The 13408-nt window shown below is 71.4% G+C and carries 16 protein-coding genes; 3 read left to right on the top strand and 13 right to left on the bottom strand.

Annotated elements, in window-relative coordinates; genetic code table 11:
- Nucleotides 1-58 precede the first annotated feature (58 nt).
- Nucleotides 59-1003 (bottom strand): methionyl-tRNA formyltransferase, encoded by a 945-nt coding sequence (locus tag ACGFH8_RS01815; protein ID WP_393361897.1) that lies wholly within the window; start codon nucleotides 1001-1003, stop codon nucleotides 59-61.
- Nucleotides 1004-1129: 126 nt separating this feature from the next.
- Between ACGFH8_RS01815 and ACGFH8_RS01810 the strand changes: the two genes are divergently transcribed.
- Nucleotides 1130-2476, top strand: coding sequence for a lysine N(6)-hydroxylase/L-ornithine N(5)-oxygenase family protein (locus tag ACGFH8_RS01810; RefSeq protein WP_393361895.1), 1347 nt, complete (start codon nucleotides 1130-1132; stop codon nucleotides 2474-2476).
- A gap of 25 nt (nucleotides 2477-2501) precedes the next feature.
- On the opposite strand, the gene ACGFH8_RS01805 is transcribed toward ACGFH8_RS01810, so the two are convergent.
- Both ACGFH8_RS01805 and ACGFH8_RS01800 read right to left on the bottom strand, forming a co-directional pair.
- Nucleotides 2502-3170 carry a hypothetical protein gene (locus ACGFH8_RS01805; protein WP_393361892.1) on the bottom strand — a complete coding sequence of 223 codons (669 nt, stop codon included), beginning with the start codon at nucleotides 3168-3170 and terminating at the stop codon, nucleotides 2502-2504.
- Nucleotides 3167-3517 carry a PadR family transcriptional regulator gene (locus ACGFH8_RS01800; protein ID WP_393361889.1) on the bottom strand — a complete coding sequence of 117 codons (351 nt, stop codon included), beginning with the start codon at nucleotides 3515-3517 and terminating at the stop codon, nucleotides 3167-3169. Before ACGFH8_RS01800 ends, ACGFH8_RS01805 begins: the two co-directional genes overlap by 4 nt.
- Nucleotides 3518-3727: 210 nt before the next feature.
- On the opposite strand from ACGFH8_RS01800, the gene ACGFH8_RS01795 reads away from it, so the two are divergent.
- Nucleotides 3728-4171, top strand: a complete 444-nt coding sequence (locus ACGFH8_RS01795) for a hypothetical protein (RefSeq protein ID WP_393361886.1) — start codon at nucleotides 3728-3730, stop codon at nucleotides 4169-4171.
- Nucleotides 4172-4393: 222 nt separating this feature from the next.
- On the opposite strand, the gene ACGFH8_RS01790 is transcribed toward ACGFH8_RS01795, so the two are convergent.
- Nucleotides 4394-4822 (bottom strand): VOC family protein, encoded by a 429-nt coding sequence (locus tag ACGFH8_RS01790; protein ID WP_393361883.1) that lies wholly within the window; start codon nucleotides 4820-4822, stop codon nucleotides 4394-4396.
- Between the two features lie 300 nt (nucleotides 4823-5122).
- Between ACGFH8_RS01790 and ACGFH8_RS01785 the strand changes: the two genes are divergently transcribed.
- A complete protein-coding gene (locus ACGFH8_RS01785; protein ID WP_393361880.1) occupies nucleotides 5123-6004 on the top strand; it encodes a LysR family transcriptional regulator in 882 nt (293 codons plus the stop codon).
- Nucleotides 6005-6015: 11 nt separating this feature from the next.
- Here ACGFH8_RS01785 and ACGFH8_RS01780 read toward each other — a convergent pair whose 3' ends face one another.
- From ACGFH8_RS01780 to ACGFH8_RS01740, 9 genes are read right to left on the bottom strand one after another with little or no spacing between them, the layout of a single operon-like run.
- Nucleotides 6016-7581, bottom strand: a complete 1566-nt coding sequence (locus ACGFH8_RS01780; RefSeq protein WP_393361877.1) for an AMP-binding protein — start codon at nucleotides 7579-7581, stop codon at nucleotides 6016-6018.
- A gap of 12 nt (nucleotides 7582-7593) precedes the next feature.
- Nucleotides 7594-8118 (bottom strand): flavin reductase family protein, encoded by a 525-nt coding sequence (locus ACGFH8_RS01775; RefSeq protein WP_393361874.1) that lies wholly within the window; start codon nucleotides 8116-8118, stop codon nucleotides 7594-7596.
- On the bottom strand, nucleotides 8115-8972 hold the full coding sequence (locus tag ACGFH8_RS01770; protein WP_393361871.1) for a hypothetical protein: 858 nt from the start codon (nucleotides 8970-8972) through the stop codon (nucleotides 8115-8117). Before ACGFH8_RS01770 ends, ACGFH8_RS01775 begins: the two co-directional genes overlap by 4 nt.
- Entirely contained in the window at nucleotides 8969-9574 is a 606-nt protein-coding gene (locus ACGFH8_RS01765) for a 4'-phosphopantetheinyl transferase family protein (protein WP_393361868.1), read from the bottom strand. The genes ACGFH8_RS01770 and ACGFH8_RS01765 overlap by 4 nt, the downstream gene beginning before the upstream one ends.
- Nucleotides 9571-10686: an acyl-CoA dehydrogenase family protein gene (locus ACGFH8_RS01760; RefSeq protein WP_393361865.1), complete on the bottom strand. Its 1116-nt coding sequence runs from the start codon at nucleotides 10684-10686 to the stop codon at nucleotides 9571-9573. The genes ACGFH8_RS01765 and ACGFH8_RS01760 overlap by 4 nt, the downstream gene beginning before the upstream one ends.
- Nucleotides 10686-10943, bottom strand: a complete 258-nt coding sequence (locus tag ACGFH8_RS01755) for an acyl carrier protein (protein WP_393361862.1) — start codon at nucleotides 10941-10943, stop codon at nucleotides 10686-10688. The genes ACGFH8_RS01760 and ACGFH8_RS01755 overlap by 1 nt, the downstream gene beginning before the upstream one ends.
- On the bottom strand, nucleotides 10940-11800 hold the full coding sequence (locus ACGFH8_RS01750; protein ID WP_393361859.1) for a hypothetical protein: 861 nt from the start codon (nucleotides 11798-11800) through the stop codon (nucleotides 10940-10942). The genes ACGFH8_RS01755 and ACGFH8_RS01750 overlap by 4 nt, the downstream gene beginning before the upstream one ends.
- Nucleotides 11797-13113, bottom strand: a complete 1317-nt coding sequence (locus tag ACGFH8_RS01745) for a TrpB-like pyridoxal phosphate-dependent enzyme (RefSeq protein ID WP_393361856.1) — start codon at nucleotides 13111-13113, stop codon at nucleotides 11797-11799. Before ACGFH8_RS01745 ends, ACGFH8_RS01750 begins: the two co-directional genes overlap by 4 nt.
- A complete protein-coding gene (locus tag ACGFH8_RS01740) occupies nucleotides 13110-13391 on the bottom strand; it encodes an acyl carrier protein (protein WP_393361853.1) in 282 nt (93 codons plus the stop codon). Before ACGFH8_RS01740 ends, ACGFH8_RS01745 begins: the two co-directional genes overlap by 4 nt.
- Between the last annotated feature and the right edge of the window lie 17 nt (nucleotides 13392-13408).

Genomic DNA, 13408 nt, shown 5'->3' with positions numbered 1-13408 from the left:
CCGGGGCCCGGCCCATCGGCGCGAGCCCCGGAGGCCCGAACGAATCAGCGCCCGTGCGTCACGGGTGGCTGGTGAGGTAGCCGCCCATGCTGCGGAAGTAGTCAGTGGCGGTCAGCTCGGTGCCGTCGTCCAGGCGGACCCGCTCGATCGCGAGACCACGGCTCCGGCCACGGCGGGCCTCGGCGCCGGCCACGACGACGACGGCGTCACCCTCGCGGAAGAAGATGCGACCGGGCGTGCCGCCGTAGATGCCCTGCGAGACGGACGCGGCGACGATGCGCAGTCGCCGGCCCTCGTGGAACGCGTACGCGTTCGGGTACGGGTCGGACTGCGCCCGGACCAGCCGGTCCAGCTCCTCCGCCGACCAGGTCCAGTCGATGCGGTTGTCCTCATCGGAGCGCTTGTGGAAGAAGCTGGCCTTCGAGCGGTCCTGTGGCGTCCAGTCGGTCCTGCCGGAGGCGATGAGCGCGAGGCCGTCGACGGTGATCGGCCCGAACAGCTCAAGCGTCTTGTGGAACAGGTCGGTGGTCGTGTCCCGTGGGCCGACCGGGACCGACCGCTGCAACACGACGTTCCCGGCGTCCAGCTCCGCGTCCATCATGTGCGCGGTCACCCCGACCTCCTTCTCGCCGTTGAGGAGGGCCCAGATCAACGGCGAGAAGCCCGCGTACGCGGGGAGCAACGAGTCGTGCACGTTGAGTGTGCCCCGCCGGGGCAGCTCGAAGATCTGCGGGGGAATCCAGGTGCGCCAGTTGGTCGCCACGATGACGTCCGGATCGGCCTTCTCCAGCGGGACCAGCAGATCGTCGTCGGGCCGGTCACGGACCTCGACCGGAATGCCGTGCGCCGCCGCGAGGTCGGCGACCGAGTCGCTCCAGATCCGCTCGTACGCGTGGTCACTCGGCGGATGCGTAACCACGAGAGCGACCTCGTGTTCCGAGTCCAGCAGCGCTTGCAGGGTCCGATGCCCCCACGTCTGGTACCCGAACATGACTACCCGCACGGTTCCTCCTGGCCCATCCAACTCAGCAAAAGTTAGGTTAGTCTAACCTAGCTTCGCGCCGTCCCCGGGGGCGGCTCTTCCACGTGCAGGGTGTCGACCCACTCGATCTGACGATGAGGACTGCCGATGTCACAGGCCGCTCGGTACGGCGCAATTCCGGTCTACGACCTGCTCGGAATCGGCTTCGGTCCGTCCAATCTGGCCCTGGCTGTCGCCGTGCGCGAGCACAACGACGGCGCCGGGGCGGACCCGGTCACCGCCGTGTTCCTGGAGCGCCAGGCCCGGTTCGGGTGGCACCGCGGCATGCTGCTGTCGGACGCGACGATGCAGGTTTCCTTCCTCAAGGACCTGGTCACGCTGCGTAACCCCTCGAGCGAGTTCAGCTTCCTGTGCTATCTGCAGGACCGGGGACGGCTCGTCGACTTCGTCAACCACAAGAGCTTCTTTCCGCTGCGCGTCGAGTTCCACGACTACCTCGAGTGGGCCGCGGCCAAGGTCGACGACCTGGTCCACTACGGCCAGGAGGTCACCAAGGTCGTCCCGGTGCTCCGCGACGGCGTCGTCGAGGCGTTCGACGTGCTGGTGCGCCACAGCGGCGGCGTCGACTCGTACCGTGCGCGCAACCTCGTCGTCGCGACCGGGCTGCTCCCGCAGACCCCGGCCGGCGTGGAGGCCTCCGACCAGATCTGGCACAGCCGCGACCTCCTGACGAACATCGAGCGCCTCGACGGCACCGACCCGTCCCGGTTCGTCGTGGTGGGCGCCGGCCAGAGCGCCGCCGAGGTCACCGCGTTCCTGCACGAGCGGTTCCCGTCCGCCGAGGTGTGCGGCGTGTTCTCCCGGTACGGCTACAGCCCTGCCGACGACAGCTCGTTCGCCAACCGCATCTTCGACCCGGCCGCCGTGGACGACTACTTCACCGCGCCGTCGGAGGTCAAGACGATGCTGATGAACTACCACCGCAACACCAACTACGCGGTCGTCGACGCCGACCTCATCGAGGAACTCTATCGGCGCTCCTACCAGGAGAAGGTCAACGGCGTCCAGCGGCTGCGCCTGCTCAACATGTCCCGCCTGACCGGGGCCCGCGAGCACGACGGCAGGGTGGCGGTGACCGTCGAGACGCTCACCACCGGCGAGGTGTCGGTCCTCGACGCCGACGTCCTGATCTGCGCCACCGGCTACCAGCCGGTCGATCCGTTCCCGCTGCTCGACGACGCCGCCCGGTACTACCACCGGGACGAGTTCGGCCGGGCCGTGGTGCAGCGCGACTATCGCATCCGGGCGGACGCGTCGGTGCGGGCAAACGTCTACCTGCAGGGCGGCACCGAACACTCCCACGGCATCAGCGCCTCCCTGCTGTCCAACGCGGCCGTCCGCGCCGGCGAGATTCTCGGCTCCATCGTCGGCCACCGCGCCGACGACCGCCCGATGGCCACCCGCGTCGCGGTGAGCGCGGGCGTGCCGGACTGACGGTTCAGCCCGTCGATGCTCGGTGTCAGTCGGTGAGCAGGGCGACGACCACAAGCAGGACCAGCGCGAGCGCCATCGGTACGCCCGCCAGCACGGCGAACCGTACGGTCATCGGGTGCCGGTCGTGGCCGGTCCGTGGATCGATCACCGGATCCCGCTGAGTTGCGGTAACCAGGCCGAGACCGGTCACCAACAACAGGGCGCCGCAGCACAGCCCGATCCACGCCGGATAGCGCACCAGCACCAGCCGGTCGCCGGCCCACAGCAGCGCGACGCTTGCCACGGCGATCGACGCGGCGACGACGGAGGCCCACCGACGAGCGTGCGTCAGTGCGGCGACCAGCAGGAGGGCAGCCAGGGGTAGGAGGACCGCGACCATGGCCGTGCCGAGGGTGATCTCCGCCCGATCTCCCCTGAGCACGCCCCACAACCCGTCGACCAGGACCAGTGAGCCGACCGCCGGCGGGCCGGCCCAGAGCAGCTCGCGCGTTCTGCGCCGCGTCGGAGGCTCAGAGCGCAGCTCCGCCGCGATGCTGTCGGAGTACGTCTCCACGGGGCCGAACGCCTCGATCGGATCCTGCCCGGAGTCGGCGGTGAACGCCTCCACCTCGGCGACGATCTGACCGATCCGCGGTCCCGGCACCTCCCGTAGTCGAAGTGCGACAACGAGTTGATCGCTGTAGGAGTCACTCATCGTGCTTCCGTCCCCGTGGTGGTCAACAGCTCGGATGTCGTCGCGACGAAGGCGGCCCAGTTGTCCCGGCGCGCGCCCAGCGCGGCCCGCCCGGCGTCGGTGATCAGGTAGTACTTCCGGCCGGGGCCGCCGGCGCCTTCGCGCCACGCCGAGTCGATCAGGCCGTCTTCCTCCAGCCGCAACAGGATCGCGTACAGCGTGCCGCCCTTGACCTGGCCGAACCCCGCTGTCCTCAGCCGTTGCACGATCTCGTAGCCGTAGGTCTCGTGCTCGCCGACAAGCGCGAGCACGCACAGCTCCAGGACGCCTCGCATCCACTGTGCTGGCCACTGCGGCTCGTCACCCATGACTAGAAAGTACCGCTGACTAGTGAGCAACACAACCTAGTCGTCGCGGCGGTGACAGCAGTCCGAGACGCGCTGGCACAGGACGGCGAGCACGAGTGGCCCGATGTCGATCATGGCCGACTGTCATGATCATGCGGCTGATCGGCGGATAGCCCCCGGTGACCTGCTCCGTAACATCAGCGCCGATCACGGTCAACGACGGAGGACACCATGAACCAGAAGCTCCAGACCCGCGCGTTCGAGCGGGTGGCGCCGATCCTGCAGCCGGGGGAGCGGCCCATTACCGCGACCCGAGCGTTGGTCGGAGGCTTCTCGGCCAGTCGGCTCGGGACGGCGGTCACGCAGGGGCTGATCCAGGCGGCTGCCGGAGCGGCGGGCACCGCGCTGGCGCGGACCAAGAAGCAGTTCATCGTGCTCACCGACCAGCGAATGATCTTCCTGCCACAGACCTTCCTCGGTGGACCCGGCACGGGTGTGCTCGGCGAGGTGCCCCGGGAACACATCGCGCTCGCCGAGGCGAAGATCGGCGTGGTGAGCCTGTTGCGTCTCGCCTTCGGGGGCGCGGGGGACGGCATCACGCTGACCTTCCCCCGGGTGGACAAGAAGAACGCCGAGGCCCTCGCGGCGGCTCTGGCGCCGGTGCCGACCGCCTGATCTGCTCGGACGAGCAGCCGCCATCCGTCTCTTCAGAAAGGCGTGCTCACCGGTCTCGGCGACGGAAGTGCTTGCGGGAATCGCATTCCAGGGCGGAAGATCCGCGCTCAATAACTGGCGGGACTGTCGGCGGGTCGATAGACGGTGGGCCGACGGCCGCGCCTTTCCGAACCACCCGGGAGATTCGGGCCGCCCCGATTGTCGGAGCGGCCCGAATCCTCCTCAGGCGACGAAGACGCAAAAGGGATGTCCGGCCGGGTCGGCGTAGACCCGGAACGGCTCGTCGGGGCCGTTCTTCTGATCGGACAGCAGCCGGCCCCCGAGGGCCAGGACTCGCTCGTGCTGCGCCCGCAACTCCTCGATCGAGGTCACGCTGAGATCCAGATGCAGTTGTTGTGGCACCCGATCGTCCGGCCAGGTCGGCGGCGGCAACTGGTCTACCTGCTGAAAGGCTAGTTGCGGGGTGCCGTCGGCGGTCCTGAGCACGAGCCAGTCGTCACCGCGCTCGTCCGCCCGCCCCGGCTCCGGCGGCTCGTCACCGGGCCCGTACGTCAGGCCCAGCAGCGACCGGTAGAACTCCGCGAGTGACCTGGCGTCGGTGCAGTCGAGCACCACCTGACACAGCTTCGGGACCCTTTCCCCGTCAGTCACATTGATCACCTCCGAACGCCATTGTGCACCGTGATGATCGAGGCGGCACGGCGGACACGCGCGATTAGCGCACCACGACGGTAGCCGCGGATACCCAATTTTCCCCGCCCTAAACATTCATCGACATGCTTGCACCGTCTGATTTGGAGGTGTTACCGTCGGTCGTGAAAAATTTACATGCGGCAACTATCTGGGCGTGACGGAGCGTGAGTCCAAGGCCGCTCGTCAGACTCAGCCCATCCACGTGATTCTGCTCAACGCCCGGCGCATCCGGGCACGGCTCATGATGCGGGAGAGGTTGTGGACATTCCTCAGCTCCAGGCGCTTCTGACCACTGTGGAAGTCGGAAGCTTCACCGCGGCGGCGGTCCGGTTGAAGGTGAGCCAACCCACGATCACCCATCGGATCAAGACCCTGGAGCGGTCGCTGCAGGCGATCCTCCTGGAGCGACCGCCCGGCCGGGTTCGCCCCACCAGCAGCGGTCGGGCCCTGATTCCCTACGCCCGTGAGATAGTCCGGCTGGCCGCGGACGCACAGCGGGCGGTCTCCGTCCCGAGCGAGCCCCACGGCCGGGTGAGTGTGGGATCACCGGAGACCCTGACCAACCACCGGCTGCTACCGCTCATCGAATACCTGTGCGTCCGTCACCGGGAGATCGAGCTCTCCCTGCACTCGCTGGAGCCCCAGGACGCCCTGCGTCGCCTGCGCGACGGGCAACTGGACTGTGTCTTCCTGATCGGGGTGGAGCAGTCGTACGAGGATCTGGAGTTCAGCATCCTCCGGCCGGAACCGCTGGCGCTGGTGGCCGCCCCGGAGGACAGTTCGGGCCGGCCCGCGAACGTCGAGGACCTCTTCCACACGATGCTTGTCTGCTCCGACGTCGACGCCCGGCACTGCCTGGCCTTCCCGCTGCAGGACAAGTCCTTCCCGGCCCCGCCCCGCCGCACGCTGCAGCTCAATTCGCTGGAGGCGGTCAAGCGCAGCGTCGCGAACGGGGTGGGTGCCGGGCTGCTGCCCGAGGTGGCGGTGTCTCGGGACATCGCGGCGGGTGTCCTGCGCAAGGTGCCCTGGAAGCCGCCGACGCAGACGTTCACCCAGGCGGTGTGGCGGCGCGGCAGCATGCCCCACACCGCCCTGCAGGTCGTGCTCGCCGCCGCCGAACAGGTGATCCGGGAGGACTGAGGTCGCGCCCGTCACTGCCCGGCGAGCGCGGCGAGCGCGGCGAGCAGCTTGCGCTTGTCGGTCTTGCCGTGCTGGTTGACCGGCAGCGCGTCGGCCACGCGCATCCGGCTCGGCGCCATGTAGGACGGCATCGACCGTAGGCAGAAGGCCAGGAGATCGCTCTCCTGGACCGGTGGCGCGTCGGCGGCGAGGACCACGAACGCGGCCAGCTCCGGGTCCTGGTCCGGTGGTGTCACCACGACCGCGGCGGCCTCGGCCACCCCGGGGAACTGCAGCAGCCGCCGCTGCACCTCGGCCAGCTCCACCCTGTTGCCGCGGATCTGCACCTGCGAATCCACCCGTCCGCAGAAGCGCAGCTCGCCGTCCTCCCCGCGGTAGGCCAGGTCACCGGTGCGGAGCACCCGCTCACCGGAGCGCGGTTCGACCGGGTCGGGCACGAGGGTGGCGGCGGTCGCCTCGGCGTCGCCCCAGTATCCGGAGAAGAGCGCGGGACTGCGCAGGTACATCTCGCCGACGGCGCCGACCTCCTCGGTCACCTCGCCATCCCGTACCACCAGCAGCTCGGCGCCGACGTGGCCGGCGCCGATCGACAGCCGGTCGAGATCCTCGGGCAGCGGGTTCGGCACGTCGGCGAAGCTGGCCGCCATCGACTCGGTCGCGCCGTAGCAGTTGACCAGCCGGGCCGCCGGACGCAACCGCTGGAGCAGGCGCAGCTCGTGCAGCGGGAAGTCCTCGCCGCAGAACAGCACGCCGCGCAGGTCGGTCAGCTCGGCGATCTGATCGGGAACGTGTCGCAGCGCCTGCCGCCAGATCGACGGAACGCCGTTGACCTGCGTGGCCCGGGTGGTGCGCAGAACCTTGAGGAAGCGGGTGGGCCAGCGCAGCAGCGTCCGCGGCACCGGCACGACCGCCGCGCCGCTGCCCAGGGCCAGGCCGATGTCGAGCAACGAGAAGTCGAACTGCAGCGGCGCGGTCGAGGCCACCCGGTCATCGACCCCGACGATGCCCTCGGCGAGCATGCCCCGGTAGAAGGAGACCACCGCCCGGTGGCTCATCACGACGCCCTTCGGGAGCCCGGTCGTCCCGGAGGTGAAGATGATGTAGGCCGGGTCGGTGGGTGTCACCGTCCGGCGTCGGCGTGGCCGGGGCTCCGGCGGGGCCGGCACGTGGATGCCGTCGGGTCCGAACCAACCCTCGCCGGGGGCGGTGTCGGCGGGTGGGGTGGCGAACAGGCACAGCGCGGGTTCGGCGAGAGCCGCGATCGTGGCCCGCCGCTCGTCCGGCGTCTCCGGGCTCACCGACACGAACGGCAGCCCCCGCGACGAGCAGGCCAGCAGGAGCGCGATGGCCTCCGCCGAGGTGTCCGAGACCACCATCACCCGGTCGCCGACGTCGAGGCCGTACCGGTCCAGTGCGGCGGCGTGGCGTTCGGCGGCGGCTGCCAGCTCACCGAATGTGGTGTGCCGGGTGCCGCCGTCGACGTACTCCACGACGGCCGGGCTGTCCGGCGACGTACGCGCGGCGGCGAGGAGGAACTCGTCGAACCGTTCGTCGGGTCGGTGCGTGACATGGGACATGGGGCCTCCTGGTCAACAGTTCTGGGTGGGGATCGGCGGTGCGGGGGCCTCCGGCACGGCGCGGTGCGGTCGACCACCGACGAGCACCAGCGGCTCGTCCGGGCCGGTCCGCAGCTCGCACACGGTGCCGACGACGAGCGTGTGATCCACGGCGGTGAGCGTCTCGCGGACGTGGCAGACCATCGCGACGGCGACGTCCCGCAGCAGCGGTACGCCGTCGTGCAGGCGGTAGTCCACCGCCCCGAAGCGCTCCCGGGCAGTGCCGGCGGCGAAGCGGCGGACCAGCGCGTCCTGGTCGCGGGAGAGCACGTTGACCGCGAAGCGGCCGGCCGCGAGCAGGTCGGCGAGGGTACGACCACCGGTCCGGAAGGCCAGCAGCACACTCGGCGGCGCCACCGACAGCGACATGAGCGAGGTGGTGGTGCAGCCCACCGGGCCGGCCGGACCGAGCGCGGTCGTGATCGCGACGCACTTGCCCAGCCGGGACATGGCGGCGCGGTAGGCCCGCTCGTCGACTGCCGTCTCAAGGCTGATCATCGGTACACCTCTGTCCTGGTCGTCAGCTCGATGAGCCGGTCGAATACCCCGGTGAGCACCCCGGGCCGGGGGCGACCGCGCCGAGCCGAGTCGGCGGCGAACCGCAGCGCCTTGGGCAGCTCGGCCCAGGCCGTGGCCAGCGTGGGCTCGCCGCGGCGGGTCAGCCGGTGACAGTGGTGCCGGGCGGCCGCCCACAGGTCGTCGGCGTGCCGATGCAGGGCCTGGTCGTCGGCGCGGAACCGGTCACGCACCGCGGCCAGCACCACGGCCGGCTCGTGCAGCCACTCGCCCGGCCAGACGAGTTCCCCGCCGCCGCCGGGTCGGAGCCACCGGTACTGGTCGGGGTCGCCCACCTCGACGGGGACGCCCAACGCGTAGACGTCCCGGTTGTGCTGGTGCGGGGCACACCGACCCAGTGGTGTCAGCGCGGTCCGCAGCGCGGCGTCGTCGAGCCACCCGGTGAAGGGTCGCTGTTGACCGGCGGGCAGCAGCGCGTCGAACCGGTCACTCACCCGCCACCGGCCGTCCCGGTGTCCCCTCAGGACGAACCAGTGGGCGACCGACTGCGACAGGTGCTGCGGCGACCAGGGCAGGTGGTAGGTGTTGCCGACGACGATCACCGAGTCGTGCTCGGCGAGCTGCTCGGCGAGTGCCGCGCGGGCGGTCGCCCAGTCGCCGGTGGACGCGTACGCCAGCGACCCGCCGTCGACGCGATCGTGGTGCGAGAAGGCCAGCACGCCGTCCGGGGCGTCGAGGCGGACCCGGAGACGTACCGAGTCGGCGAGCCGGTCCGCGGCGGCCGGTCCGAGGTGGTCGACCAGGGCCGTGGTGTAGCAGGACAGTTCCGGCATCATCGGTCACCGCCGTCCCACGCGCACGCCACGGGCGGGTCCGCGAGGTCGCGTAGCTTGCGCCAGCGCACTCCCCGCCAGTCGCCCTCGTCCTCGTCCGGCGGCACGTCGATCCGCCACGGACGACCGCCGATGCCGGAGCCGTCGACCTTGACGCAGGCCTCCTGGACGGCCCAGATCTCGGTGAAGACCCGGTCTCGCCGGCGGGGCGGCAGCACGGCCAACTCGTCCAGATGACGACGGGCGCACCGGCGCAGCATCGACGCCGGAACCGGGTCCGGCGGTGTCTGCACGTCGACACCGACCCGGCGGCCGGCGGCCACGCCCACGGCCACGTACTCCTCGTCGTGCGAGATGCTGACGCCCACGTCGGGCCAACCGGCCAGCACCGGCTTGCCGTTCGGGCCGGGCACCAGGTCCGCTCCCGCGACCGGCGGCACGACCTCCGCGAGCAGCGACCGCAGCAGGGCCCGCCCGCCGAGGAACTGCCGGGCCCGCCAGGGTGCCATCGCCTGGGCGGCGGAGCGGTCCGCCCGTGTCGTGCCGTCGGTCGTGACGCCGCCGGCCGCCGCCCAGACCCCCGGGCCGACCTCACGCGCCCTCATCGGTCCAGCCCCGCGAGGATGTCGGTGGCGGCGCCGCCCATCACCGACAGCACGACCTCGGTCGTGCCGCCGCCGATGCCGAACAGGGCGGCCTGGGCGCGCAGGTGCTGCGGCCCACCGGTCCGGAAGCCGTACGCGCCCTGGAGGTGGGCGCACTCGCCGAGCACCCGTTCGAGGGCGCCCGCGGCGCTGGCCTTGAGCATCGCCGCGGCGGTCGCGTCCCGGCGCAACGCCACGGCCTCGGCCAGGCTGTCGGTGAGCGCCAGGTGCTGCCGGGCGGACAGCAGGGCGGCGGCGTACCGCTGGCGGACGCCCTCCAGGTGCCAGAGGGTGCCGTCACCGTATCGGCGGTCCTGGAGGTAGCGCAGGGTGTCCGCCAGGACCCGCCGGCAGAGCGCGACCGCCCACAACGCCCCGGCGAGCCGTTCGACGGCGATGTGGGCGGCGAATCCGCTCATGCCCCGGCCGACCCCACCGACCACGTGGTCGCGACCGAGCCGGACCCGGTCGAAGAAGAGATGCCCGGTGCCCGAGCCGTCGAAGAGGTCGGTCTCGGCCGCCTCGGCGCGGACGCCGGGGGCGGTGGCGGGCACCAGCAGCCAGGTGAAGTTGGTGAAGTGCGGGCCGGGCCGGTGCCGGGCCAGGACCAGCAGCGCGTCGCAGCGGGTGGCGTTCGTGATCCAGCGCTTGGTCCCGGTGAGCTCCACGTGGTCCTCGTGCAACGTCACGGTGGTGCCGAGCGAGGCCAGGTCACAACCGGCGACATCGTCGGTGGCGGCCAGGGCCACGACGGCGTCGCCACGCAGCGCGTCCGTCAGGGTCCGGGCGGCCGGACCGGTTCCGCCGGCCAGCAGCGGCAGGCAGGTGGCCAACGGTACGCAGACCGCGAGCGTGGTCCCCACCGGGCAGCGCTCGTCGACGGCGCTCAGCAGCGCGCCGAGCGCGGCCGGGTCCACCCCCTGCCGAGGATCACCGTCGCGGTACACCTGCGCGAGCAGGCCCGCGGCGCCCAGTGTCCGCCAGACGTCCGGCCCGGTCGCGCCGGGACCGAGGGCGTCGAGCACCCGGGGTGCGTCCGCCGCCGGATCGTCCAGCACCGTCGGAAGGGTCATCAGACGTTCACCTTCGTGGGCTCGCCGACGCTGGCCCGCTGCACCGCGCGCCACAGACTGCCGGCGGTCGCGAACGTCGAGTCGTTGAGATCCTCGTCCGGCAGCGACACACCGAGTTCGTCCTCGATGGTGAAGAGCAGGTCGATGGCCTTCATCGAGTTGAGGCCGAGGTCGTGCAGGCGGCTCTCCTCGGTGACCTGTCGACCGTTGAGGTACGGCAGGTACGGCACGAGCAGGTCCTGAAAGGTCTGGTTCACGGCTTCTCCAACTGGTCGGGCCGGGTCGCGAAGACGTCCCGGTCGGCGGTGAGGGCTGCGGCCAGGTCGGTCAGCAGCGTGCCGGGCGCGGGTCGACCCCGCTCCACCCGGCGCAGGGCGATGAAGGCGGTGGCGGTGAGCTGGTCCCAGCGGCGCAGGTGCGCCTCCGCGTCCAGGCTCTCCCCCCGGTGCAGGCGGTACGCGGCGTGCAGCTTGCGCGCTCGGCTCATCAGCCACGTCTCGGCGGTGAGTCGCCGGGCCGCGGCGACCGGGTCGCCGCACCGCGCGTACGCCTCGAGGTAGGCCGCCGGGTCGTCCAGGCGTACCGAGGGGGAGGGCGGCCGGTAGTCGTCGGTGATGGTGTAGACCACGGCCAGGTCGGCCATGGGCAGCCGCGCCCACGGCAGCGTCCAGTCGCCGGGTCGCGCGGCACCCCAGGCGGTCTCGTTGTCGTAGGCGTCGCCGATCAGCGCCTCCTCGCCGTGCAGGGCGACGAGGTAGCTGTGTTCCATGTGACTGTGGCCCGCGTACGGGAGCCACGGCATGTGGTAGCTGTCGCCGACGGCATAGACGACAGCGGCCCGTTCCGCCAGCGCGCGTTGACCGGTCGGGTCGAGGTGGCGGTGCTCGTGTCGGGCGACCAGGCCGACGTGCCCGGTCAGCTCGGCCAGGTGCTGGCGCACCGGCGGGTCGACGGTGGGCAGCCCGTCGGGACCGGGCCGCGGCTGGAAGCGCAGCGTCGCGCCGAGGGCCAGGTGCCGCTCCGGCTCGCCCCACCGGTCGGCGAGGACGGCGAGGTTGGCCTGGATGCAGTCGAGCAGCTCGGTACGGACGCCGGTGGCGACGGCGGCGGTCACGACGCCGCTCCCACCGGTCGCAGACCGGCCACCGCGCGGGCCAGCGCCTCGTCGGGCGGCGACTGGTCCTCCACGCCGCCGGCGAGGAAGTGTTCGTACGCGGCCAGGTCCAGGTAGCCGTGCCCGCTCACGCAGACGAGCACGCCCTGCTGGGACTCGCCGGAGGCGGCGATCCGGGCGGCCGCGGCCAGGGCGTGCCCGGACTCGGGCGCGGGCAGGAGGCTCTCGTGTCGGGTGAGCAGTCGTCCCGCGTCCAGGGCGTCGACCTGGTTGACCGCCACCGCGTCCACGTCACCCGCGTGCCGCATCGCGGAGATGAGCTTCGCCGCCCCGTGGAAGCGCAGGCCGGCGGTGTGCGCGTCGGGGATCTGGTAGTCGCTGCCGATTGTGTACATCGCCTCCATCGGGCCGCTGCCGGTCGCGTCGGTCTTGTCGTACGCGTAGACGCCCCGGGTGAGTTTCGGGGTGCTGCTGGACTCGGCGGCCACCAGCCGGGGTCCCTCCGCTCCGGCGGCCCGGGCGGCGGCGTGGAACGGCAGCGCGATGCCGCCGAAGTTGGAGCCGGCGCCGACGCAGCCGACCACCGTGTCGATCCGGGCGTCGAGTTCGGCGAGCTGGTCGGCCGCCTCCAGCCCGATCACCGACTGGTGCAGGATGCTGTAGGTCTCGCCACTGCCGATGCAGAACGCGACGCCGTCGTGGTCGGCGGCGTACTCGACCGCCTCGCCGATGGCGAGGGAGAGGCTGTTGCCGGCGGCGAGATCCTCGCTGGCGGAGACCTTGGTCAGGCCGCTGGGGCTGGGGTGCACCTCGGCGCCGAGCATCCGCATGAGCACCCCCCGGTACGGCTTGCGGCGCAGGCTGGACTCCACCATGAAGACCCGGCAGCGGAGCCCGAAGAGGGCGCACGCGGCGGCCATCGCGGTGCCCCACTGGCCGGCGCCGGTGCCGGTGACCAGCTCCTCGACGCCGGCCTGACGGTAGTAGTGGGCCTGGGCGAGGGCGGTGTTGAGCTTGTGACTGCCGGAGATGTTGACGCCCTCGTTCTTGACGTAGATCGGCACCCGTGCGCCGACGGCCTCCTCGAAGCCGCGGGCGCGCCACAGCGGGGTCGGCCGGTACTGCCGGTACCGCTCCACGACCGGGGCGGGGATGTCCCAGTACTCCTTCGTGGAGACGCTGTGCCGGACCAGCTCGACGGGCAGGTTGATCTTGACTTCGCCGCTCTCGCGGCGCGGCGTGACGTCCGGCGGCAGCGGCTCGGCCAGGTACGGCAGGACGCTGCGCCAGCGGGTGGGGACCTCGGTGGTCACGGCTGCACCTCCGCGGCGGTCACGACGTCGATGAGGTCACCGACGGTGCGGAAGCTGCGCCCCACGAAGAGGTCGTCCGGCAGCGTCGCGTCCAACTCGTCCTCGATGCGGACGAGCATGCCGACGAAGCCGAGCGAGTTGACGTGCAGCAGGTCGCCGACGAGCGGTTCGTCGTCGGAGATGACCTCGGGCGGAACGGACAGGCGGGACTCGGCGACGACGATCTTCTTGACGACGGTGGCGACGGCCGACCGGTCGAGTGACAGGTGCGTGGGCATGATCTCCCTCTCCAGGG

The sequence above is a fragment of the Micromonospora sp. NPDC049175 genome, assembly GCF_043197345.1.
Classification (GTDB): Bacteria; Actinomycetota; Actinomycetes; order Mycobacteriales; family Micromonosporaceae; genus Micromonospora.
The sequence above is the reverse complement of the archived record's forward strand: the minus strand, read 5'-3'. Positions and strand labels throughout refer to the sequence as shown.